20 protein-coding genes are annotated in these 25,714 nt (G+C 34.9%); 10 read left to right on the top strand and 10 right to left on the bottom strand.

The genetic code is table 11. The features are described 5' to 3' along the window. Window positions 1-13: 13 nt before the first annotated feature. From hmpA to BM088_RS17225, 8 genes are all read left to right on the top strand, one after another. Entirely contained in the window at window positions 14-1,195 is a 1,182-nt protein-coding gene (hmpA, locus tag BM088_RS17260) for an NO-inducible flavohemoprotein (protein WP_091987244.1), read from the top strand. Between the two features lie 369 nt (window positions 1,196-1,564). Then, window positions 1,565-2,533, top strand: coding sequence for a DUF438 domain-containing protein (locus BM088_RS17255; protein WP_091987240.1), 969 nt, complete (start codon window positions 1,565-1,567; stop codon window positions 2,531-2,533). Between the two features lie 76 nt (window positions 2,534-2,609). Next, window positions 2,610-3,467, top strand: coding sequence for a cytochrome c (locus tag BM088_RS17250; RefSeq protein ID WP_091987237.1), 858 nt, complete (start codon window positions 2,610-2,612; stop codon window positions 3,465-3,467). A 277-nt stretch (window positions 3,468-3,744) separates the two neighbouring features. Then, entirely contained in the window at window positions 3,745-5,004 is a 1,260-nt protein-coding gene (locus BM088_RS17245; RefSeq protein ID WP_091987234.1) for an MFS transporter, read from the top strand. Window positions 5,005-5,151: 147 nt separating this feature from the next. Then, the gene (locus BM088_RS17240) at window positions 5,152-6,687 is read left to right on the top strand and encodes an FG-GAP repeat domain-containing protein (RefSeq protein WP_091987230.1); all 1,536 of its coding nucleotides are present in this window, start codon (window positions 5,152-5,154) and stop codon (window positions 6,685-6,687) included. Between the two features lie 241 nt (window positions 6,688-6,928). After that, on the top strand, window positions 6,929-8,599 hold the full coding sequence (gene asnB, locus BM088_RS17235) for an asparagine synthase B (protein ID WP_091987226.1): 1,671 nt from the start codon (window positions 6,929-6,931) through the stop codon (window positions 8,597-8,599). Between the two features lie 177 nt (window positions 8,600-8,776). Beyond that, entirely contained in the window at window positions 8,777-10,123 is a 1,347-nt protein-coding gene (locus tag BM088_RS17230; protein WP_091987222.1) for a DEAD/DEAH box helicase, read from the top strand. Beyond that, a complete protein-coding gene (locus BM088_RS17225) occupies window positions 10,120-10,950 on the top strand; it encodes a CvfB family protein (RefSeq protein ID WP_091987218.1) in 831 nt (276 codons plus the stop codon). Before BM088_RS17230 ends, BM088_RS17225 begins: the two co-directional genes overlap by 4 nt. Window positions 10,951-10,993: 43 nt before the next feature. Here the strand turns inward: BM088_RS17225 and BM088_RS17220 are convergent, their stop codons facing one another. The 10 genes from BM088_RS17220 to gyrA form a co-directional block, all read right to left on the bottom strand. Further along, the gene (locus tag BM088_RS17220) at window positions 10,994-11,386 is read right to left on the bottom strand and encodes a hypothetical protein (RefSeq protein WP_091987214.1); all 393 of its coding nucleotides are present in this window, start codon (window positions 11,384-11,386) and stop codon (window positions 10,994-10,996) included. A 138-nt stretch (window positions 11,387-11,524) separates the two neighbouring features. Next, on the bottom strand, window positions 11,525-12,229 hold the full coding sequence (gene pyrF / locus BM088_RS17215; protein ID WP_091987210.1) for an orotidine-5'-phosphate decarboxylase: 705 nt from the start codon (window positions 12,227-12,229) through the stop codon (window positions 11,525-11,527). Window positions 12,230-12,324: 95 nt separating this feature from the next. Next, window positions 12,325-13,461: a lipopolysaccharide assembly protein LapB gene (locus BM088_RS17210; protein WP_091987206.1), complete on the bottom strand. Its 1,137-nt coding sequence runs from the start codon at window positions 13,459-13,461 to the stop codon at window positions 12,325-12,327. Between the two features lies 1 nt (window position 13,462). Then, window positions 13,463-13,726 carry a lipopolysaccharide assembly protein LapA domain-containing protein gene (locus BM088_RS17205; RefSeq protein WP_091987202.1) on the bottom strand — a complete coding sequence of 88 codons (264 nt, stop codon included), beginning with the start codon at window positions 13,724-13,726 and terminating at the stop codon, window positions 13,463-13,465. Window positions 13,727-13,754: 28 nt separating this feature from the next. Then, complete coding sequence (ihfB, locus tag BM088_RS17200) at window positions 13,755-14,045, bottom strand: integration host factor subunit beta (protein WP_091987199.1); 291 nt, start codon at window positions 14,043-14,045, stop codon at window positions 13,755-13,757. Between the two features lie 71 nt (window positions 14,046-14,116). Continuing rightward, entirely contained in the window at window positions 14,117-15,781 is a 1,665-nt protein-coding gene (gene rpsA / locus BM088_RS17195) for a 30S ribosomal protein S1 (RefSeq protein WP_091987196.1), read from the bottom strand. A gap of 186 nt (window positions 15,782-15,967) precedes the next feature. After that, on the bottom strand, window positions 15,968-16,654 hold the full coding sequence (gene cmk / locus BM088_RS17190) for a (d)CMP kinase (protein WP_091987192.1): 687 nt from the start codon (window positions 16,652-16,654) through the stop codon (window positions 15,968-15,970). Window positions 16,655-16,757: 103 nt separating this feature from the next. Then, window positions 16,758-18,038 carry a 3-phosphoshikimate 1-carboxyvinyltransferase gene (gene aroA, locus BM088_RS17185; RefSeq protein WP_091987188.1) on the bottom strand — a complete coding sequence of 427 codons (1,281 nt, stop codon included), beginning with the start codon at window positions 18,036-18,038 and terminating at the stop codon, window positions 16,758-16,760. Next, window positions 18,038-19,120 (bottom strand): 3-phosphoserine/phosphohydroxythreonine transaminase, encoded by a 1,083-nt coding sequence (gene serC / locus BM088_RS17180; RefSeq protein WP_091987184.1) that lies wholly within the window; start codon window positions 19,118-19,120, stop codon window positions 18,038-18,040. Before serC ends, aroA begins: the two co-directional genes overlap by 1 nt. A gap of 197 nt (window positions 19,121-19,317) precedes the next feature. Continuing rightward, window positions 19,318-22,047, bottom strand: a complete 2,730-nt coding sequence (gene gyrA, locus BM088_RS17175) for a DNA topoisomerase (ATP-hydrolyzing) subunit A (protein WP_091987181.1) — start codon at window positions 22,045-22,047, stop codon at window positions 19,318-19,320. A gap of 148 nt (window positions 22,048-22,195) precedes the next feature. Here gyrA and ubiG point away from each other — a divergent pair, with 148 nt between their 5' ends. Both ubiG and nrdA read left to right on the top strand, forming a co-directional pair. Continuing rightward, window positions 22,196-22,903 carry a bifunctional 2-polyprenyl-6-hydroxyphenol methylase/3-demethylubiquinol 3-O-methyltransferase UbiG gene (ubiG, locus tag BM088_RS17170; RefSeq protein WP_091987177.1) on the top strand — a complete coding sequence of 236 codons (708 nt, stop codon included), beginning with the start codon at window positions 22,196-22,198 and terminating at the stop codon, window positions 22,901-22,903. Between the two features lie 478 nt (window positions 22,904-23,381). Then, complete coding sequence (gene nrdA, locus BM088_RS17165; RefSeq protein ID WP_091987173.1) at window positions 23,382-25,664, top strand: class 1a ribonucleoside-diphosphate reductase subunit alpha; 2,283 nt, start codon at window positions 23,382-23,384, stop codon at window positions 25,662-25,664. Window positions 25,665-25,714: the final 50 nt, after the last annotated feature.

Below are 25,714 nucleotides of genomic sequence, written 5' to 3'. Positions count from 1 at the left end.
ATTAGGAACATTTATGTTAACTGAAAAAGATATTACTTTAGTAAAAAGCACGATCCCTTTATTAGAAGAAGCTGGTTCAGCAATTACGGAATATTTTTACAATCGTATGTTTAAACACAACCCTGAACTTAAAGATATTTTCAATATGAGTAATCAACATACAGGGAAGCAAAAAGTTGCATTGTTTGAAGCCATAGCTGCTTATGCTAAAAATATCGAAAACCTTGCTGCGTTAACAACAGCTGTAGAACGTATTGCGCAAAAGCATACCAGCTTTAATATTCAGCCCGATCATTACAACATAGTTGGCCATCATTTATTAGCAACATTACGTGAATTAGCCCCCGATGCTTTCACAGCAGAAATAGAGCAAGCATGGGCAAATGCATATCAATTTCTAGCTGAAATTTTCATTAGTCGAGAAGACGAACTTTATACACAAAGAGCCAATACTAAGGGAGGCTGGCGCGGTAAACGCCAATTTAAAGTAATTGAGAAACTTGATGAGTCAGCATTAGTCACAAGTTTTATCTTTGCACCTATTGATAATTGCGATGTAATTGATTATCAAGTAGGCCAGTATTTAGGCATTGAATTAACACCTAATGGTGCACAAAATGTAGAGATTCGTCAATATTCACTCTCGAATAAACCAAACGGTAAAACTTATCGCATATCTGTTAAACGCGAACAGGGTCAGTTCCCTGGTTTGGTTTCAAATCATTTGCATGACAATGTTAAAGTAGGTGATTTAGTAGATATTCATGCACCTGCAGGTGACTTTTTCTTTGTAGATCGCCAGTCACCAGTTGTACTAATTTCAGCCGGTGTGGGTGTAACTCCTATGCAGGCAATGTTAGAGCAAATGTCAGATAAACAACATAAACAAAAAGTGCACTATATCCATGCTTGTGAAAATAATGAGCAGCACTCATTTAAACATAGAGTATTAGAATTATGTGATAAACATGCATGGCAACATAATACCTGGTATAAAGACAAAATTAATGATGAAGCTAATATACATCAAGGTTTCATTGATTTTACATCACTCGAACTACCGACTGATACAGGACATTTTTACATGTGTGGCCCAGTAGGTTTTATGCAATTTGCTAAAACCTCTTTGGTTAAATTAGGTATTTGTGAATCAAGAATACACTATGAAGTATTTGGACCTCACGCTAATTTATAACTTAAGAACACTTTAAAATAAGTTAAAACTTTCAGTATAAGACCAGGTACTTTTGCTTCTGGTCTTTTTTATATAGATACGATTGTAATTATTTAAGGTTAATACTTAACCATAACTTTGAACTTGGTAAACGTCTTGATGTAGCAACAGACAAAAATGCCAATATCAGAAAATTATTAAGAGGTAGAGCTAATCTTATAATTCAAGAAACAGCATTAATAGCTCACTATATTTCGATAAAACAAGAAGTTGATCTACATCGTAAAATACAAAACTGCTTCGCTTCAATCACATTTATTTTGATCTATCACAAATCATAAGCTTTTTTGAAAGAGACAATACATTATCTAAAAATATTCTGGTAAAAAAATGAGTACTCTCCCTCAATACGCAAAAACACTTCCTGACGGTCATCCGGTAAAGGTTTATTTTGAAGAAAATAATTTAATTGAAACTTTGTTATATCAGATTATTCAGATAGATATTGCAGAAGATTATGAATTGTTTTTTAACATATTTAATCAGTTATCTCAGGTAGAAAAACACTTTGCTCGAAAAGAGAATCAGCTATTTCCTTATCTTGAGAAGCATGGCTGGACTAGTCCAAGCCAAGGAATGTGGGCATTTCACGATCAAATTAGAGATTTATTTCGCGATATTAGAGCCTGTATAGACGCTAAAACCTATACAGATATAACAAGAATTTTAAGCAATATTGCATTTGAGCTAAATCGCTTAATGACAATTGAAAGAGATAGGCTTTTCCCAAATGCTTTAAATTTACTCAGTGAAGATGATTGGAAGGAAATGCGCGAAGGTGATTTAGAAATAGGATGGATGCTAGAAAATGATCCAACTCCTTACCCTAAAGAAACCTATGTTCACCCTTCACAAGACAGACGTACCCGACAACTCCCCTTCTCAATTACAGATAGAATTCGTTTGAATGAAGGGTATATGACATCCGAACAACTGAATTTAATGCTTCAGTTTATGCCTGTAGATTTAACCTATGTTGACGAAAACGACAAAGTTATTTTTTATAATCGCGGTGAAAACCGTGTTTTTCCACGTTCAGCAGGGATCATAGGCCGCGAAGTGAAATTCTGCCACCCACCAAAATCTGTTGATACCGTTTTACAAATTTTAGAAGAATTTAAAAAGGGAACTCAAGATACAGCTGAGTTTTGGATCAACTTTAAAGACCGTAAAATTCATATCCGTTATTTTGCCATTAGAGATCAAGATGATAACTACAAAGGTGTCATTGAGATGTCGCAGGATATTACAGAAATTTTAAAAATTGAGGGTCAAAATAGACTACTCGATTGGGGATAGTGCTAAAACGAGGTGAATAAAAAACATTCATCACATTTTGTATTTAGAATTCAAAGTTAAAGTTTTAGGAAAATATATGAAATCGATCTACCCCGCTGTTATTATATGTATTGTTATTGTCGTTATCTCAGGTGTTGTATTTTTTCATAAAAACAGTATCAATATTATAAAATCGCCTCCGGAGTCATTAGCACAATGGTACAAACCTCATAATAAACGCCAAGTATGGCTGCACAATATGTTTAAACTTAGAAGGCAAATGCAAGCGATTGCATTTTATGCTGATATAAAACACGAGAAAAATTTAAAAAAATGGACAAAACAATTTAGTGAACACTATATAAAAATTGCAACTATGGTGCCTCAGTGGGCTAAAAAAATTGATAGAGATGCACTTAGCGCATTGCACAACAAGGTAAAAAACAATAACTATCAGGAAATCGATGTTCATCTAAAAGAAATAGAACAGACATGCAATAACTGCCATGATGATTATAGGGCAATCACAGCAATTAAATACAGAGCACCTGACTTTTCTAAATTACAAGTCAATTCAAAAGCTTATTCATCTCACATGAAGAAGCTCAGCCACACAGTAAACCAAATTAAAATAGCTTCAGCTGATAACATGAAAGATATCGCAAATGAAAGTTTTCATAATTTAGAGTCAGGCATAATAGAATTAGGAAAAACCTGCATAAATTGTCATAAAAATAAAAAGCAAACCTATCCAAGCGCCCAAATGAAAAAAACGCTATTACAGCTTAAAACCCACCTCAATACAGGTACTTTAAAACAACAAGGCCGCGCTTTAGGCACATTTGCAGTACAAGCCTGTGCCAATTGCCATACAATCCACCGCTTGTCTTTTGATATGAAAGAAATATTAAATGCTGGCACCAATTGGAACAATTTAATGAATCATGGTAAATAGCCTGTGAAGAATATTTAAATTCCATTAATTATATGACCATTTAAAATGGTCTAAATATACAACAAGAGTACTGCTTCCATAAATATTTCTACCTAGGTTTAAGCGAAAACCATAAACCCGTATTTAAATCCTAATGTACTGCTATTACTCATGGGTGCCTTGCGTTTATTTTTTAAAGAGAGACAAATCGGAGAAACACCATTAAATAAAGTTTTTTGTTTACTTAATAAATTTAAAGTGCGATATTTACTTTATTGTTAAAATTAAAATAGTATTTATGAGTAATTTATCTCAAGACAAAATGACTTTAACTAATGCCTCTTTAGTGACTGATAAACATAAAGCTGAGCAAATACTTTATGTTACCTTATTGGTTACTTTGATAAGTATTGCAGGTATTGCCCTACCTTACCCTGTTTTAGCACCATTATTTGCACAGGGTGACTCTCAGCTTACCCAGTTTTTAAATTTACCTGCGGAACTCTTACTTGGGATCATTTTAGGTATTTATCCTTTAGGTATAATTTTAGGCAGTAATTTTATCGGTGCAGTATCTGATCATTATGGTAGGAAAAAATTACTGAGTTTAACCTTAGTTGGTAGTGCCATAGGCTACAGTTTAACGGCTATTGCTGCTGCATCTGAAAACTATGTTCTTTTTGCACTTTCACGACTTTTAACGGGGTTATGTGAGGGTAATATTGCAATTGCCCGTGCTATCGCAGCAGATCTTCATCCTGTCATTGATAAAACGCGTAGTTTTTCACTTGTCAGCGCTATGGGCTATGGAGGATATTTATTAGGACCGCTTGCCGGTGGTTACCTTATTTATTGGGGTATAGATTCTGTTTTTTGGGCTGCCGCTGTTGCATGTTTAATTTGTGCATTCGTAAGTCATTTTTTACTGCCTGAGAGTATGAATAAAACAGATAAACATGCAGAGTCTGGCTCTAGCTTCACCTTACTTAAACAGCCCGATTTAAGACGATTCTTCATTTTATATTTATTTTTAACTATGGGAGTAAATTTGTATTATGAATATTATCCTCTTTATTTAGTGAAACAGTTTAACTATATTCCTGTTGATATCAGCTGGGCCACAGTATTTTTAACAACTTGTATGATCATAACAAGCATTACAATTAACCCTATTATTCAAAAAAAATGTACTCATGCACAAGCTGGCATATTAGGCATCATTATTTATGGTGTTTCTCTAGCTGTATTACCTTTTCTCACAAATAACATTTATTTAGTTACCTTTGCTCTTATGGGAGCAGGTATTGCAATTTATAATGGTTTTTTACCAACTTACCTCTCTAATAGTTATGAAAATCGCGCCCAAGGTAAGCTTATGGGCATGCTAGTAACCATATTTTGTTTAGGTAATTTATTTGCTGCTATCATAGGAGGGCTTTTATCTATGTTCAATGTCACTTGGGCTTTATTACTAGGCTCTGTAATGAGTTTTATAGCCGGTTTAATCTTTTATCATGGACATTATATTGTCAAAATCTGGCCGCTAGCCCAAAAGTAAAAAACAGGCCATACTTATTAAAATAGATAAACTGTATATTTCCTATACTGACAAATTAATACTTTCTTACAGATTATAAATTTTTATTAAAATAACTTATGTTAAATATAGATGTAATTAAAAAATTATTTGTTCAAGAGTAATCAAATGCATCATTTTAGAAAAAATATATTAATTTATTCCATGGTTTTAGCATCAAGTCTCAGTTCGAGTCATGTATTAGCAGCAAATAAACAGTCAAACTCAAAAAAAATTGATTTTAAAGAAATTACAATCGAAGCACCTTATAAGCTTATTCAGCCTGTTATGGCTGCTGACTTAAAACAAGGCAATGCAAAGGAGCTCATACTATTAGGTGTAGATAATAATAAAAATAAATGGCTTGTTATTTATCAATATAATGAGGTGAAAAGTAACTATGTTGTGCTTAACAAAATACAAATTCCAAAACAATTTTATAGCTTTGATTTAAGTGAATACAAAAAAGAGCATCTACAAAATCTATATTTTTTATCAAGCAGTCACATAGCAAAATACAACATTCATAAAAATCAATTTGAAACAATTACCCAAATTAATTCGATCTTTTTAAAAGAAAATCCTGAACACATTAATCGCGCACACTTTATTAAAGATTTTAATAAAGATAATCTTGACGATTTTATAATGAGTGATTTTTCAAATACGCAAATATTCATAGGCCAAAGTAACAATACTTTTATTGCCCAATCATTACCCATTCCAGCAGATATTAATTTACATAAAGATGGTGCAACTTATAAACAAGCAAAACTCTACTTTGAAGACATTAATTTTGACAATAAAATCGATATTATTAAAGTAGGTGAAGGTAAAATGCAGACTTTTAATCAAGTAGAGAATGGTCAGTTCAATTTAATATCTAATGAAATACACATTGATAAATCAATCAGTGGTACTGAGTGGTGGAATAAAAAAGATGAAACAGGTGAAAATTTAGATCAAACTGAACTTGAATATCGTAAATTAGAAGAACTACGTGATATTAACTTTGATGGCATAACAGATATGGTTGTTAGATTTACAAAAGTGTCCGGTGTTTTAGATAGAGTGAATGACTATGAAGTCTATCTTGGTACAAATTCAAATGATCAACTCATTTATGATAACAAACCAAATAGTGTGATCCATGCTGAGGGTACTTTAACAGGGCTAGAGTTCATAGACATAGATAATGATAAAAAACCCGAGGTCATGCTTGCTGGTTTTGATATTGGTTTATCACAAATAATAGGTGCATTAATAGCCGGAAGTATAGACCAAGATGTTTACCTTTTTAAAATGGATAAACACGATAACTACTTAAAAAAACCACATGTTAACAAGGAGGTTGAATTAAACTTCAGTCTCAGTTCAGGGCAATCAGGCAGTGCAGTGGTTAAACTGGCTGACTTAGATGCTGATGGCTTAAAAGATTTAATTTTGTCTGATGGGGAAGATGAGTTGGATATTTATTTTGGCCAATCAGGTAAAAAGTTATTTTCACGCCGTGCCGTAGAATTCGATACCCAATTGCCTAAAGATGGCAATTCCGTATCTGTTAGCGACTTAAATGATGATGGCAAAGATGATTTACTGCTAAAATTTAGTAAATCCGATGACAATTCTAATGGTCATGATTTTAAAATTTTGTTAACTCAATAAATATACTTCTCTCTGTGCGCCAGTGTTAGCTAGCGCATTAAAGTTATCTAAAGCCATATAAAGTCGAATTTTATCTATATTTGAGCTCATTCAAGACCCACTTCCGTTTACGTAAACTGCAAAAGTAAAATTAAGCTAATTTTATGCAATATTTGTTAAATTTTGGTGTGACTTAGCAAAGTTTATTTGATACATATATTATTAATGAATTTAATCACTTTTATAGAATGGGGAATGAGGTATGTGTTCTATTTTTGGCGTACTGGATATCAAAACAGATCCTACGCAATTACGTAGCCAGGCAATTGAAATGTCTAAATTACTGCGACATAGAGGGCCAGACTGGTCAGGTGTTTATTCATCAGACAAGGCTATTTTAGTACATGAACGTTTAGCAATTGTTGGGGTTTCAAGTGGTGCCCAACCCTTATTTAATCCTGAGAAAACACATTATTTAGCTGTTAATGGTGAAATATATAACCATAAAGAATTAGCAAAAAATTTGACAACAAATTTTGAATTTCAAACAGAGTCTGATTGTGAAGTGATTTTAGCTTTATATAAGCAAAAAGGGGCTGAGTTTTTAGATGATCTTAATGGTATTTTTGCATTTTGCTTATATGATGAAGATCAAGATGCCTATTTAATTGGGCGAGATCATATCGGTATTATTCCGCTTTATACGGGTTTTGATGAGCATGGAAACTTTTATGTTGCTTCAGAGCTAAAAGCACTTGCCCCAATTTGTAAAACGATTGAAGAATTTCCACCAGGTCATTATCTTTGGAGTAAAGATGGTGAGTTAAAGCCTTACTATACACGTGATTGGCAGGAATTTGATGCCATAAAAGATAACGCTGCAAATGTGCAAGATGTTAAACAAGGACTCGAAGATGCTGTAAAACGCCAGCTTATGTGCGACGTACCTTATGGTGTTTTATTATCCGGAGGATTAGATTCATCGGTTATTTCTGCCATAGTACAAAAATTTGCAGCAAAGCGTATTGAAGACAATGATGAATCAAATGCATGGTGGCCACAGTTACATTCATTTTCTGTAGGCCTTGAAGGTTCTCCTGACTTAATCGCAGCACAAAAAGTAGCGGATATGATAGGAACTGTGCACCACCCTATTCATTTTACAGTACAGCAAGGCATAGATGCATTACGTGAAGTTATTTATCATTTAGAAACATATGATGTAACAACCATACGTGCTTCTACTCCTATGTATTTAATGTCACGCCAAATTAAAGCTATGGGGATAAAAATGGTACTCTCTGGTGAAGGTGCTGATGAATTATTTGGTGGATATCTGTATTTTCATAAAGCACCTGATGCACAAGAATTTCATGAAGAACTTAACCGAAAAGTATCGAAACTTCATATGTTTGACTGTCTGCGAGCAAACAAGTCTATGGCTGCATGGGGCGTAGAAGCACGCGTGCCATTTCTTGATAAAGAGTTTGTAGATATAGCTATGCGCATCAATCCACAAGCGAAAGAATGTAAAGATGGTAAAATTGAAAAACATATTTTGCGTGAAGCATTTGAAGGATATTTGCCTGAAGAAGTGTTATGGCGCCAAAAAGAGCAGTTCTCTGATGGTGTAGGTTATAATTGGATAGACTCTTTAAAAGAGTTTGTTGACGAGCAAATAACTGACTCTATACTAGAAAATGCAGAGTTTAAATTTCCAATTAATACGCCCGACTCAAAAGAAGCTTATTTCTATCGTAGTATCTTTGAAGAGCACTTTCCTGGTGATGCCGTTGCTAAATGTGTACCCCATGGAAAATCTGTAGCCTGTTCTACACCAGAAGCTCTCGCTTGGGATGAAGCATTTATGAAAAATGCAGACCCATCAGGGCGAGCTGCAGGCGGTCATAATGACGCATATATACAAAAGTAAATAACTTTCTTGTGTAGGTTTAATAACCTGCACAAGTATACTCACTTTAAATACTCACAATTTATTATATAACTCTACCTGCAAACCTAGCTTCATTGTATAATGTCGCGCTTTTTTAATTATTTATACTATTTTTGTATTATCACCTGACGGTACTAAAATTCCCGGAGAAACAATTTGCAATTTGAAACACTAGGCATTGATATACGTTTAGCCAAACAGCTAGCTCATCAAGCGATCACCGAACCGACTGAGATCCAACAAAAAGCGATTCCTGTTGCAATTACAGGCAAAGACTTATTTGCTCAGTCAAAAACTGGTTCAGGTAAAACTCTTGCATTTTTATTACCTGCTTTACAACGTGTACTTAAACAAAAAGCACTGAGCAAACGAGACCCTAGAGTTTTAATCATTACGCCCACAAGAGAACTTGCCAATCAAGTATTCACCCAATTACGCATGCTCATTGCTGGTACAAATTTATTAGCAACAAAAGTGCTTGGTGGAGATAACTTTAATGAGCAGATCAAAGCCCTTAGAAAAGACCCTCAGTTTATTGTAGCAACACCAGGGCGTTTAGCGGATCATTTAAAACAAAAATCATTTTATTTAAGCGGTTTAGAAATGCTCATATTAGATGAAGCTGACCGCATGATGGATTTGGGTTTTAAAGAAGAGTTACAGCTCATCAATACAAGTGCAGATCATAGATTACGTCAAACACTTATGTTTTCAGCTACACTCGAACACGCAGAGTTAGATACATTATCAAGCAACCTTCTTAATAAACCAAAAAAAGTAATCGTAGGTTCTGCAATTGAAAAACATGACGATATAACGCAAAACCTTTTCTTAGCCGATCACTTAGATCATAAAGAAGCTTTATTGAATCATTTTATCTCTCAAAAAAATGTGGGCCAATGTATTATTTTTACAGCCACCCGAGGTGATACACAACGATTAAGCTCGATGCTTAATGAAAAAGGATTCAATTCAGCCGCCCTGTCAGGTGATATGAGTCAAAATAAACGTCTTAAAATCATGGATGCTTTTAGTCGAGAACAATATCAAATACTTGTTACAACTGATGTTGCTTCACGGGGTTTAGATTTATTAAGTGTCACACACGTTATCAATTTTGATTTACCAAAAAATTCAGAAGAATATGTTCATAGAATTGGGCGAACAGGTAGAGCTGGCTTTAAAGGACACGCGATTTCATTTATTGGCCCTAAAGATTGGAATAACTTCTTAGCATTACAAAAATATTTACAACAAGAATTTACATTTTTAACAGTAGACGGCCTTAAAGGTAAATTTAAGGGCATCAAAGATAAAACAGTTAAGAAACCAACTGAAAAAATTAAGAAAAATGTAAAAAAAGTATTTAAAAAATCGACAAAAACATCGAACAAAAAAAATAAAGCGCCTATTCCCGCACCATTTGATATTGATGGTCAAAGCCCTTTAAAACGTAAACCAAGAGTCAATAAAGAGACTCCAATACAGGATATTGATGAATGATCACTTTAGGATGTTTTCATGCACTAACGATAAATGAACGCTCAGGTGAAGGTGCATATTTAGATGGTAAAAATCTTGGTGAAGTATTTCTCCCATTAAACGAACTCACGGAACAAGACATAGCTGGTAATGAAGTCAACGTTTTTGTATATCTTGACTCTGATGGCTTAACCACAGCAACAAAAAAGACACCTAATGCACAACTTGGTGATTTTGCGCTAATGCGTGTAAAAGAAATAAATAATATTGGGGCTTTTTTAGATTGGGGGATAGATAAAGATTTATTAGTCCCCTATGGTGAGCAAAATCCAAAAATGGAACAAGGTATGTCCTATCTTGTTGGTGTTTACTTAGACAATGCCAGTCAAAGACTTTGTGCTTCAAATAGATATAATAAATTTATAGGTAAAGCTGAGGCAAACTACAACTTTAAAGATAAAGTTAACTTGATTATTGCAGGTCGTACAGATCTTGGATATAAGGTAATTGTTGACAAATTACATTGGGGAATTGTTTATTATGACCAAGTATTCAAATCTTTATTTGTTGGTCAAACAATGCCTGGCTATATCAAGAAAGTACGTGAAGATAATAAATTAGATATTGTATTAGAGCCTATTGGCATAGCCAGTGCCCATACATTAGCTGATAAAATAATTGAAGAACTTAATAAAAATAATGGTTTTTTGCCTTTAGGTGACAAATCTGATCCTGAACTCATTAAAAAAACCTTCTCATGTAGCAAGGCTAACTTTAAAAGAGCTATTGGCGGTTTATTTAAAAAAGGTGTTATTGCTATCGAAGCAAAAAGTATAAAATTAAAATAGCATATAAATGAGTTCATAATAAAAAGGTGTATTGCGCACCTTTTTATAAATAATGGTTTAGCTCGATTTTAGAAAATCCGGTTGGCATAATACATCTATGATATCTTCTTGAATAATCTAATAACTCTTCAGTGTCACTAAATTCTATCGGAGCCAACCTGAAGATTCTCTCATCACATTCACTCTGAAAGTTTTCTTGATATTGAAGGCACTCAGAAACCGATGAGCCACGGGCTTCTAGTTTTTCTTTAAATTCTTCACAACTTAGCTGAACTAATAATTTAATTGCTTTTTTAGCATCAAATAAACTCACATTATTTTCGGATACTTTTTTCACTAACTCTGGAAATGCAGTTCTTTTGTTCTCAATTACAAGCCAATTATTGTAATAATATCCAGCAACAATTACTGCGACTAAGATAAATAAGTACTTCATTTATATTTCTCTAATATTTTTTATTTTGTTTAATTAATTGTGACACATATATAAATAATGAAAAGTTATATATTGTATAAATAGAAGAACTAAATATGGTCCTTGATAACTCAAGGCCCATATTTATTATACAAAAAATTATTTTATAGATTCGTTAATTTTAGCTAAGGTTTCTACTGGGTTTTCTGACTGAGTTATTGGGCGCCCTATTACCAGATAATCACTGCCACATAATATAGCTTCTTTAGGCGTCATGATGCGTTTTTGATCGCCAGCATCACTCCCTTCAGGGCGAATACCTGGCGTCACTAATTTAAAATCAGTACCTAGCTGGTTTTTTAAATTTTGAGCTTCTTGAGCAGAACAAACAACCCCATCTAAGCCAGAGTCTTTTGCGAGCTGAGCTAAATATGATACTTGCTCAGCAGGTGATTTATTAACACCTAAACGTGAAAGCTCTTGTTCATCCATACTTGTAAGCACTGTAACAGCAATTAGTAATGGTGCTTTATCACCAAATTGTTCTAAAGCATCTTTTGCTTTAGACATCATTTGAGGACCACCGCTAGCGTGTACATTTACCATCCAAACGCCCATTTGTGCTGCGGCAACGACAGCTTTGGCAACTGTATTTGGAATATCGTGAAATTTTAAATCTAAAAAAACATCAAAGCCTAAATCAATGAGCTTTTTAACAAATTGAGGGCCAAAATAAGTAAACATTTCTTTGCCGACCTTTAATCGACATTCGTTTGGTGATAATTGGCTAACAAAGCTAATTGCATCCTCTTCAGATGCATAATCAAGTGCGATTAGTACCTTAGGATCATTTATTTGGTTCATTTTATAATAGACCTTCAATTTAAAAGAAGTTAAAAACTTAATATTTCGTTTATAGATCAACCATTAATGATTGAGTTAAGATAAGTTATATATTATTAGAAACCATCAAGTCCACGACTTGGAATGATTGTTTCCCAATGTTTACATGATGGACAAGACCAGTACAATGTATGACTACTAAACCCACACTGAGTACATTGAAACTCTGTTTTAGTTGCTATATATGATTGTACAAGCTCGTTTATTTGTTCTATTACTATTTTTATTTCTTGATTTTGTGAAGTGATCATCTCTAATAAAAAACTAAAGCCTCTGATGTTTGGCTGTTTTTTTAGACTTTTAGTTAATAACTTCACAGCATCACTACTTCGGCTATTATTAACTAAAATGCGGCAATATTTTATTTTTATCAATACACCTCCATTTTCCACCTCTTGTTCTAACAAGGTTTCAAATTGATCACATAACCCTAAGTTTTTATAACATGCTTCTAAATCATCAAGAAATAAAGGCGTGTAATTTGGCGTTTGCATTAACAAATCTCGCCAGTATGATATCGCTTTTACATGATCTTCCCGTAAAAATGCGGCTTTACCAAGTTCAAATAAAGGCCTAACAACCCCACTTTCTAAACCAAGAACCTTTCGCATCAATTTGGGTTTTTCAATTAATATGGATTGTTCACAGTAAAAATTAGCAACCGCAACTTTTAATTTATGTTTAGAAAATAAACTGCCATTTTTCTCATATAATGATATTCCTTTTTGCCACTCTTTTGTTTGCAGATATAAATCAAATAAAAGCTCGATTGCTTTAGCATTTAGCCTTTCGACCAGATTTAATAAATGCTCTTCAGCACAATCTAGCAAACCAGCCATAATATAATCTTGGGCCAGTTCAATTAATATTGAGGTTGTCGTATCTGAATTTAAGTTTGCTTGTTCAAGGAGGAGTTTATGTATTTTTATTGCGCGGTCAAATTCACCACGCCGTCTAAACATAATAGCTAGAGTAAGATAATGTTCAACTGAATCAGCCGAAACTTCTAATAAATTGATTAAGTGTTCTAACCCTTGATCTTCTTCACGATCAAGTAAAAATTTTAATCCTTTACTATATTCTGAGGTGATTTGTCGATTTTGTTCGTGTGCTTTAGATCGCGCACTATTTTTACCCATTATATAGCCATAACCTGCAGCAACAGGTAGGAGTAAAAATAACAGCTCTACCATATTAAGTTTCTTTTTCTGCGATGAGCTTTTTATTGCTTGTTTTTAGACGAAAGTTTTGCCATTTCAAAGTTGTAAATAGCCTTAAACTTATAAGCGTTCCAACAATTACACCAGTTACAAAACAAATGCTAATTACAACAGCTAAAGATAATTCAGCACTAGCAAGGATATAGTTAATTTTTATTAATTGTGGATTTTGTGATCCTAATACAAACGCTATAAATAATAAAATAAATATAGAGAGCATTTTAACTACACGTAACAATTAACTACTCCAAAATAAAAATTGTATATTACGAATTTATGCTCGCATTAACACGGTCACGTAATTCTTTACCTGGCTTAAAGTGTGGTACATATTTACCATCTAGGTCGACTGTATCACCTGTTTTAGGGTTACGTCCAACACGTGGAGCACGGTAGTGAAGTGAGAAACTACCAAAACCTCTAATCTCTATTCGATCAGATTCAGCTAATGAATCAGCCATTAATTCTAAAATTTCTTTTACTGAATTTTCTACATCTTTAACTGGCAAGTGCGCATGCTGTTCAGATAGTTGTTCTATTAATTCAGACTTAGTCATATCAATTCCTTAGTTAAATTAAGGAAGGGCTTACGCCCCTCCTTGAGATATATTTTAGAAATATATACTAATTAAGATTTAGCATTTTTAAATGCTGCAGCCATTGCATTTTCAAACTCTGGCTCTTCTTTCTTAAGTTTTTCTAAAACTTCTTTCTCTTCAGCTTGAGTAAGCGCTTTAACTGAAAGGCTAATAGTACGGTTCTTACGATCAACGCCCATTAGTTTAGTTTCAAGCTCAGCGCCTACTGAAACAACAGTAGATGCATCTTCAACTCTTTCAACTGCGATATCAGCTACACGTACGTAACCTTCAACGCCTTCGATAAGCTCAACAGTAGCGCCTTTAGCATCTACAGCTGTTACTTTACCAGTAAGAATAGCACCTTTCTTGTTTAGATCCAGGAAGTTATTGAACGGGTCAGCTTCAATTTGCTTAACGCCTAATGAAATACGCTCGCGCTCTGGGTCAACTTGTAGAACAACAGCTGAGATCTCATCGCCTTTCTTGTAATCACGAACAGCTTCTTCACCTGGTACATTCCAAGAAATGTCAGATAAGTGAACAAGACCGTCAATGCCACCGTCAAGACCGATAAAGATACCAAAATCAGTGATTGATTTGATCTTACCAGTAACTTGATCGCCTTTAACTTGTAGACGAGCAAATTCTTGCCAAGGATTAGCTTTACACTGCTTAAGGCCAAGAGAAATACGACGACGTTCTTCATCAATTTCAAGAACCATAACTTCAACAACGTCTTCTAAGCTTACAACTTTAGAAGGATGGATGTTTTTGTTAGTCCAATCCATTTCAGAAACGTGTACTAAACCTTCAACGCCTTCTTGAATTTCAACAAAACAACCGTAATCAGTTAAGTTTGTTACACGACCAGTAAGTTTAGAACCTTCTGGGTAACGTGCAGCAATTGCTGACCATGGATCTTCGCCAAGTTGCTTAAGGCCTAGAGAAACACGAGTTTTCTCTTTATCAAACTTAAGTACTTTAACTAAGATTTCGTCACCAACATTAACGATTTCTGATGGATGCTTAACGCGTTTCCAAGCCATATCTGTGATATGAAGAAGACCATCAACACCACCAAGATCTACGAAAGCACCGTAATCAGTAAGGTTCTTAACGATACCTTTAACTTCTTGGCCTTCAACAAGGTTAGCTAGAAGTTCTTCACGCTCATGAGAATTTTCAGACTCAATTACAGCACGACGTGATACAACAACGTTATTGCGTTTTTGATCAAGTTTGATTACTTTGAATTCTAGCTCTTTATGTTCAAGATGAGTTGTATCACGTACTGGACGCACATCAACTAATGAACCAGGTAGGAATGCACGAATCGTATCAACTTCAACAGTGAAACCGCCTTTAACTTTACCGTTAATAATACCAGTAACAGTTTCTTGCTCTTCACATGCTTTCTCAAGACGGATCCAAGCTTCGTGACGTTTTGCTTTCTCACGAGAAAGGATTGTCTCACCGAAACCATCTTCGATTGCGTCTAGCGCTACATCTACTTCGTCGCCAACAGCAACTTCTAATTCACCAGCATTATTTTTGAATTGCTCGGCAGGAATTGCGCTTTCAGATTTAAGACCAGCATCAACAAGTACGATGTTATTTTCAATTGAAATAACTGTACCTTTAACGATAGAACCTTGTTTAGCTTCAAAACCTTGTAAGCTTTCTTCAAATAACTGTGCAAAATTTTCTGACATACTTAATACGTCTCTAATGTTTATATCACCAATTAGCTTTCCTGCCGCATGGGGTTATTAATTTAGCGAATAGTTTCCATTTTGTTCGCTGTTATGGGATTAGAAAAAACATTCTAATCAGATTAAATATAGTTAAATTAACTTATAAATACACAAAATAACCTGCAACACTTTCATGTACAGTTATTAAACAACGAGCGCTTGTGTATATAATTCATATACATGTTCAAATACTTGTTTTGCATTCAATTTAGTTGTATCAACTACAATAGCATCAGCAGCTGGTACTAAAGGCGCAATACTGCGATTCATATCGCGTTCATCACGTGCCTCTATATCAGCTAAGATGTTCTCAATTTTAACACTAAGATCGCTTTCCTTCAACTCCATATAACGACGATTTGCACGCTCTTGAGCTGATGCAGTTAAATAGAGTTTGAACTGGGCATCAGGAAATACAACAGTGCCCATATCACGACCATCTGCAATTAATCCATTTTCTGTTCTAAACGCACGCTGACGCCTTAACAAGGCTTCTCTAACACGTGGCAGTGCTGCGACTTTTGATGCTACAGCACCTACTTCTTCAGTTCTTATACGTTTAGTGACATCTTCGCCTTCCAATACTATTTTACTTGAATTTGATTCACTATCTATTAAAAATTGTACATCCAAATTAGCTGCTAAAGGCACAAGTGCAGCTTCATTCTCTGTTGAAATTTGATGATGAATTGCAGCAAGTGCTAATACACGATATATTGCACCACTATCCAAGACATCCCAACCTAGTTTTTCCGCTAACAAACGGCAAACTGTTCCTTTTCCTGCGCCACTTGGACCATCAACTGTGACGACTGGTGAGACTGGTTGCATTTCAACCTCCATCTATACATACAAAAATAATCCGGCGCATTATAAGCGAAATTTAAAAAAGTTTCGCTCTTTTATAACAATTATTTTTTATTTGAAACTAAGTTCAAGCGCAACTAATGCTTGCTAATGTATCAAAATAACTTGGAAATGTTTTATCTACACACTTAGGATCATTAATAATTATGGGATGTCCCCCGACTGCCACCATAGAAAAACACATCGCAATTCGGTGGTCATTATAAGTATCTATATCTGTAAAATTAATTCTAACCGGAGGTGTTATTTCAATAAAGTCTTCACCTTCTATCACTTCAGCTCCTACTTTTCGAAGCTCCGTTGCCATAGCATATAAGCGGTCAGTTTCTTTTACACGCCAATTATAGATATTTCTAATTGCAGTTTTCCCCTCAGAAAACAATGCTACCGTGGCTAATGTCATTGCTGCATCAGGAATTTCATTAGCATCAATATCGACGCCTTTTAAATCTCCCTTACTAACAACTATTTTTTCATCGAACCATTGCACTTGCGCACCGACTTGTTCCATCACATTGGCAAAACCAATATCACCTTGAACACTTTTTCTACCAACACCTTTAATTTCGATGGTACCGCCATTAATTGCAGCTGCAGCCATAAAGTATGATGCTGAGGATGCATCACCTTCAACCATAATACGACCAGGTGATGAATATTGTTGACCAGATTTCACAACAAAACTCTCATAATTATTGTTCTGAACACAAATACCAAAACGAGACATCACATCTAAAGTAATATCAATATAAGGTTTAGAGACTAATTCCCCAATTATTGTTATTTTTGTATCGCGTTTAAATAAAGGAGCAGCCATTAATAAAGCTGTAAGAAACTGACTTGAGATACTCCCATCGATGCTGACTTCGCCGCCTTCAAGCTTTTTACCTGAAATATTGAGCGGAGGGTAGCCTTCATTTTTTAGGCATTTAACATCTGCATTTAAATCAGCTAAAGCATCAACTAAATGACCAATTGGACGCTCTTCCATTCGAGGTTCACCGGTTAATTCATAGTTACCTTCAATTGCACAAAGTGCTGCTGTTAAAGGTCTAAATGCTGTGCCAGCATTACCTAAAAACAGTGGTTTAGATGGCTGTTTGAACAGACCATCAACCCCTTGTACTATTGCAGTAGTCTTGTCTTCACTTAAAGTAACTTCAACACCAAGCTCTTTTAATGCACCCAACATATAGCGAATGTCATCGCTATCTAGTAAATTATCTACTTGCGTTGTTCCCTTAGATAGAGCTGCTAATAATAGAATGCGATTTGATAAACTTTTTGAACCAGGCAATAAAACAGTACCATTAACCTGCGTGATGGGTTCTAACTTAAGTTGTTCCATTATTTATGCTCCTTTGAGAACTTAAACATAAAATCAACTAAAGCCTCAACGCCAGCTTTAGGCATTGCATTATAAATACTAGCTCTCATGCCTCCAACACTTCTGTGCCCTTCTAAAGCTAATAAACCTGCGTTTTGTGATTGTGTCAAAAATGCTTTATTTAAAGACTCATCTTTTAATAAGAAAGGCACATTCATTAATGAACGACAACTTGTATCAATATTGTTTTGATAAAAGTCATTGTTATCAATAAAATCATATAATAGTGCGGCTTTATCTCTATTATGTGCTTCCATTGCTGCTACACCACCATTTGCCTCTAACCAAGCAAATACTTCAGCAGCTAAATACCATGCAAAAGTAGGTGGCGTATTAAACATACTTTGTTGTTTTGATTCTAATGCGTAATCAAAAATCCCAGGCTTCGCAAGGCCTGGACGAGATAATAAATCTTTTTTAACGATAACGATGGCCAGACCTGATGGACCAATATTTTTTTGCGCACCGGCATAGATTAAATCAAATTTATTTACGTCGATTTCTCGTGATAATATATTAGATGACATATCTGCAACGATTGGCGCACTTGCATGCTTAGGAACATCAAATAGCTCAATGCCATCTACCGTTTCATTTGTACAGTAATGGATATATGACGCTTCTTCAGGAAGTTGCCATTGATCTACTGGAATGACAGATGCTACTGAGTTTTGATCATTTCTGATATTAAACTTTTGTGTTTGTGTAAACTTATTAGCTTCATCTAGCGCACTAAAAGACCAGGTTCCTGTTTGACAATATACCGCTTGTTTACCTTCTTGATGTAAATTCAATGGTACAGCTGAAAATTGACCTCGCCCACCGCCATGCATAAATAAAATGGCATAGTCATTTGATATATTCATTAAACGACGTAAACTTTCTTCACTTTTATGAGCTAGCTCTAAAAATGGTTCACTTCTATGACTTATTTCCATAACGGAAACACCTAAGTTTTGCCAGTCAATAAATTCTTTTTGTGCTTTTTTCATTACTTCAGGCGGTAACATCGCAGGCCCAGCACAAAAATTATAAACACTCATTCTCGTTAATCCTCATTCCCAGTATAAAATTTTTGAATAATTTTATTGATATTGCATCGTAATTAAAAGTGAATAAACAATCGTATTATTTATTCATAAAAGTGCTAATAATAGCTTAATAATAAGTATTCCTGCACCTCTATTAATTTACCTAATTTTAGAAATAAAAAAAAGCGGCTTAAAGCCGCTTTTTATGATTATTCTTCGTCTTGTGGTGAAGAATTTTCAGGTTCACCATCATCCGCTTCTGAAACTAATTGCGTTTGAGCAGCACCTTGTTCAGATATTTCACCTTCAGCTTCTGGATAAACAATTGCTTCTTCAATTTCATCGATGCGTTGTAAACCAACTACCAATTCATCTTCAGCTGTTCGAATTAATATAACACCTTGGGTATTACGGCCAACAGTTGAAACTTCATGAACGCGTGTACGTACTAAAGTACTACGGTTTGTGATCAACATGATTTCGTCATTATCTAATACTTGTACAGCACCAACAACTTTACCATTTCTTTCACTTACCTTGATAGATACAACACCTTGCGTCGCACGACTCTTAGATGGGTAATCTTCAAGTATTGTACGTTTACCATAACCATTTTCAGTTACAGTTAAAATGTCACCATTAGTTTTAGGAACAATTAATGATATTACTTTATCATCATCTTTAAGTTTAATACCACGTACACCTGTAGCGGTACGACCCATAGGTCTTACACCTTTAAACTTAATTTCCTGTTCGCCATTTTCATCTAAAACAGGGTTACCATCTTCGTCAATAGCTGGAATTTCTTCTGCTTCTTTGAATCTGACAACTTTACCCGCATCAGAGAATAACATAATTTCATTGCTACCATCAGTGATATCAACACCAATTAAGCTATCGCCATCATTTAAATTGATTGCAATAATACCGCTTGCACGTTGTCGACTATAGGCAGTTAAAGGTGTTTTCTTAACTGTACCGTTTGACGTTGCCATGAAGATATATTTATCTTCTTCATATTCACGTACAGGTAAAATAGCTGTAATACGTTCATCTTCTTCTAATGGTAATAAGTTAACAATAGGCTTACCACGTGCAGCACGACTGGCTAATGGTAATTGATAAACTTTCAACCAATATAAACGACCTGCTGTAGAGAAACATAAAATAGTGTCGTGTGTATTTGCAACAAGAAGACGCTCAATGAAATCTTCGTCTTTCATTCGTGTAGCAGACTTACCTTTACCACCTCGACGCTGGGCTTCATAATCACTTAGCGGCTGGTATTTAACATAACCTTCATGAGATAAAGTGACGACCACATCTTCTTCGTTTATTAAATCTTCTAAATTAATATCATGTGCTGAAGCTGATATAACGGTACGACGCTCATCACCGTATTGCTCTTTAATTTCAACTAATTCTTCACGAATAACTTCAAGTAAACGCGCAGGGCTTGAAAGAATAAACAATAATTCAGCGATTATTTCTAATAAGTTTTGATATTCAGAAATGATTTTTTCATGCTCAAGACCCGTTAATTTATGTAATCTTAAATCAAGGATGGCTTGTGCCTGTTGCATTGATAAATAATATTCACCGTCACGAATACCAAATTCATCTTCTAACCATTCAGGGCGAGCAACATTATCTTCACCTGTTTTTTCAAGCATAGCCTGAACATTACCTAACTGCCATGAACGAGCTAATAGTGCTTCTTTAGCTTCACTTGGCGTTGGTGAATTACGGATCACTTCGATAATTTCATCGATGTTTGCCAACGCAATAGCTAAGCCTTCCAACATATGCGCTCGGTCTCGTGCTTTTCTTAACTCAAATACTGTACGGCGAGTTACCACTTCACGACGGTGAATGATAAAAGCTTCTAGCATTTCTTTTAAATTAAGTAACTTAGGCTGACCATTATCTAATGCAACCATATTCATACCGAATGTAGTTTGCATTTGAGTTTGAGAGTAAAGATTGTTTAAAACAACTTCACCCACTTCACCACGTTTAATTTCAACAACAATACGCATGCCATCTTTATCAGATTCATCACGTAAAGCACTGATCCCTTCAATTTTTTTATCTTTAACTAACTCAGCAATTTTTTCAATTAAACGTGCTTTATTAACTTGGTACGGCAACTCATCAACTATGATGGTTTCACGGCCAGTTTTTTCATTTGTTTCAACCGCTGCTTTTGCACGAATATGAACTTTACCACGACCCGTTTTATAACCTTGTTCAATGCCTTTAAGGCCACTAATTATGCCCGCAGTTGGAAAGTCTGGTCCTGGAATATATTCAATAAGTTGATCAATTGATAATTCCGAGTCAGCCATAAGTGCCAAACAACCATTAATCACTTCAGTAAGGTTATGCGGCGGAATATTCGTCGCCATACCTACGGCAATCCCCGAAGAACCATTTACTAATAAAGCGGGAATTCTTGTCGGCATAACAGCAGGGATCATTTCTGTGCCGTCATAGTTAGGCACAAAATCTACCGTTTCTTTTTCAAGATCTGATAACAATTCATGTGATAACTTGGTCATTCGAATTTCGGTATAACGCATCGCAGCAGCAGAATCACCATCAACAGAACCAAAGTTACCTTGGCCATCAACTAATAAGTAACGCATTGAAAATGGTTGTGCTAAACGTACGATTGTATCGTAAACAGCAGTATCACCATGTGGGTGATATTTACCAATTACATCGCCCACGACACGGGCTGATTTCTTATAAGGCTTATTCCAGTCATTTTTAAGTTCATTCATCGCAAATAAAACACGACGATGCACAGGCTTAAGTCCATCTCGTACATCTGGTAATGCACGTCCGACAATTACACTCATAGCATAATCTAGGTACGAATTCTTAAGCTCATCCTCAATATTAACTGGAACGATTTGATTATTGGTATCGGTCATTCGTTGCCATTTCCTTCACTTAAATAACATATTCTTTTTATTAACTCGAAGATACTACCACACATTTTATTTATTTACATGAAGTAAACCTTTGTGAATTTATAAAATAACCCTTTATAATGCCCTCAGATTAATCAGGAGGCTTTTTATGACCGAACATCAAAATGTAGATCCATCAGAAATTGCAAAATTTGAATCAATAGCACAAAGATGGTGGGATCTCGATGGTGAATTCAAACCTTTACACGAAATCAATCCATTAAGGCTAGATTTCATCAATAACAAATGTAATGGCATTTTTGATAAAAAAATATTAGACGTTGGATGTGGCGGTGGAATTTTAAGTGAAAGCATGGCTAAACTAGGTGCCCAGGTAACAGGCTTGGATATGGGCGCTGAGCCCCTCAATGTTGCAAAGCTCCATAGTTTAGAATCAGGGATTAAATTAGATTATATACAATCCACAGCTGAAGAATTCGCCCTACAAAACTCACACACTTTTGACGTTGTGACCTGTATGGAAATGTTAGAGCATGTACCCGACCCTGCATCTGTCATATGTGCCGTATCAAAACTTGTAAAACCTGGCGGGAAAGTGTTTTTCTCCACACTAAATAAAACGCTTAAATCTTATTTATTTGCAATTGTCGCAGCGGAAAAGCTATTAAAATTAGTACCAAATGGTACGCATGATCATAAAAAGTTTATAAAACCATCTGTGCTGATCAGTTGGGCCGAACAAAATGGCTTAAAAGTAAAATCAAGTGCTGGCTTAACCTATAATCCGATATCTGGTCAATATTCCCTTAATCAAGATGTCAGTGTTAATTACATTCTCTATTTTGAGAAAATTTGATTTTCCGGGCTATAAAGCAAACAACTATATCTAGTGACGTGATAAAAATTAACCACTAGATATAGTGTTAAACACTATTTTAAGGTACAAGCATGTTCAGTTAACAAGCAAACAGATTAAAATCTTAAAATAATTTTTTTTATCTAAAACTAAGTTGATTTTTAGATATTTCTAATAAATCAAAAGATAAAAGGTTAATAATCACTAACCATTAAAAACTATCCCCTACTTATCCACAATCGCGCCAAATTCTGTCCCTTGCAAATGATCTCAGACCCCACTATCTTGTTGGTCATCAACTACCGCAGCGTATTAATTTACACCTCAATTTATAATTGATTTTTTTATGCTGATGTAACTTGTATTTATAAAAATAGACTTACTTTAATTACATAATGATTAAGCTAATAAAAATATATAAATAATTATTAAATTCGTTTTGAAATTTTCGAAAACAATCAAAAACTGTGGGCAAATTATGAATCAACAGCTATCTGTGAGCAAGCGTGACGGTATAAAGGAATCTCTCGATCTTGAAAAGATCCATCGTGTTGTAGCATGGGCCGCTGAAGGTCTTGAAAACGTATCGGTTTCTCAAGTAGAACTTAAGTCTCATATTCAATTTTATGACGGCATACGTACATCAGACATTCACGAAACTATTATAAAATCTGCAGCCGATTTAATCTCAAAAGATACACCTGATTATCAATATTTGGCAGCTCGCCTAGCAGTTTTTCACCTTAGAAAAAAAGCATACGGTAAATTTGAGCCTCCACGTTTATTTGATCATGTGATAAAACTTGTTGAAGAAAATCGTTATGATGCCCACTTACTTGCAGATTACACTGAAGCTGAAATAGATCAGTTAGATAGTTTTATTGACCATAGCCGTGATATGAATTTCAGCTACGCCGCAGTAAAGCAGCTTGAAGGAAAATATTTAGTTCAGAATCGCGTTACAGGTGAAATTTACGAAAGCGCACAGTTTTTATATATTTTAGTTGCTGCAAGTTTATTTGCAAAATACCCAGCTGACACACGATTAGATTACATAAAACGTTTTTATGATGCAGTATCCACATTCAAAATTTCATTACCAACTCCTATTATGGCTGGTGTGCGTACCCCAACAAGACAGTTTAGCTCTTGTGTATTAATTGAATGTGGCGATAGTTTAGACTCAATTAATGCGACATCATCTAGCATCGTTAAATACGTAAGCCAACGTGCAGGCATAGGTATAAATGCGGGTCGTATCCGCGCATTAGGCAGCGCGATAAGAAATGGGGAAGCTTTTCATACAGGTTGTATACCATTTTATAAACATTTCCAAACAGCTGTTAAAAGTTGTTCGCAAGGTGGTGTGCGTGGTGGCGCAGCAACACTCTTCTACCCACTTTGGCATTTAGAAGTTGAAAATCTGCTTGTTCTTAAAAATAATCGTGGTGTAGAAGACAATCGCGTAAGACATTTAGATTATGGTGTTCAATTTAATAAAGTAATGTATAGCCGTTTAATTAAAGATGACTATATAACACTATTCAGTCCATCAGATGTGCCAGGTCTTTATGATGCATTTTTTGAAGATCAAGAAAAGTTTGAAACTTTATATAACCAGTACGAACAAGATGAAAACATTCGTAAAAAACGCATTAAAGCAATTGAGCTTTTTTCTGTATTTGCACAAGAGCGTGCAAGCACTGGTCGTATATATTTACAAAATGTTGATCACTGTAATACTCATAGCCCGTTTATTTCAACGGTAGCACCCATTCGCCAATCTAACCTATGTTTAGAAATTGCATTACCAACGAAACCTTTACAACATGTAATGGATGAAGAAGGTGAAATTGCACTTTGTACTTTATCTGCATTAAATTTAGGTGCAATTGATTCGTTAGATGAGCTAGAAGAACTTGCTGAGTTAGCTGTTCGTGCATTAGATGATTTACTAGATTACCAAGACTACCCTGTACCTGCTGCAAAAAATGCCTCTATGGGTCGCCGTACACTTGGTATAGGTGTTATTAACTACGCTTATTATCTTGCTAAAAATGGCGTGAAATATTCAGATGGCAGTGCCAATGGGCTTACGCACAGAACTTTTGAAGCATTACAGTTTTACTTGATGAAAGCATCAAATGTACTAGCAAAAGAAAAAGGTGCGTGTCCTAAATTTAATGAGACAACCTATTCTCAAGGTATTATGCCAATTGATACCTATAAAAAAGATTTAGATAAAGTATGTGATGAGCAGTTACATCTTGATTGGGATGGTTTACGTAAAAGCATTCAAGAACATGGAATGCGAAACTCTACGGTATCGGCATTAATGCCATCTGAAACATCATCACAAATATCTAATGCAACAAATGGTATAGAACCACCACGCGGTCACATTAGTATTAAAGCGAGTAAAGATGGAATATTAAAGCAAGTTGTTCCAGAATATAATCGTTTAAAAGAAAACTATGAGTTATTATGGGATATCCCATCAAATGATGGCTATCTACAACTTGTTGGCATAATGCAAAAATTTATTGATCAAACAATTTCAGCAAATACAAATTATGATCCTAGTCGCTTTGATGGTGGAAAAGTACCACTTAAGTTATTATTAAAAGATTTACTAACGGCTTACAAATTAGGTGTTAAAACACTTTATTACCATAATACCCGTGATGGTGCAGCCGACTCTCAAGAAGATATCATCGAAGAAGAAGATGATGGTTGTGCAGGCGGGGCTTGTAAAATCTAATTAAATTATGATGTTATTTAGCCGCAATTTAAATTGCGGCTTTTCTGTAT

This window comes from Pseudoalteromonas denitrificans DSM 6059, from assembly GCF_900112265.1.
Taxonomy (GTDB): domain Bacteria; phylum Pseudomonadota; class Gammaproteobacteria; order Enterobacterales; family Alteromonadaceae; genus Pseudoalteromonas; species Pseudoalteromonas denitrificans.
The sequence above is the reverse complement of the archived record's forward strand: the minus strand, read 5'-3'. Positions and strand labels throughout refer to the sequence as shown.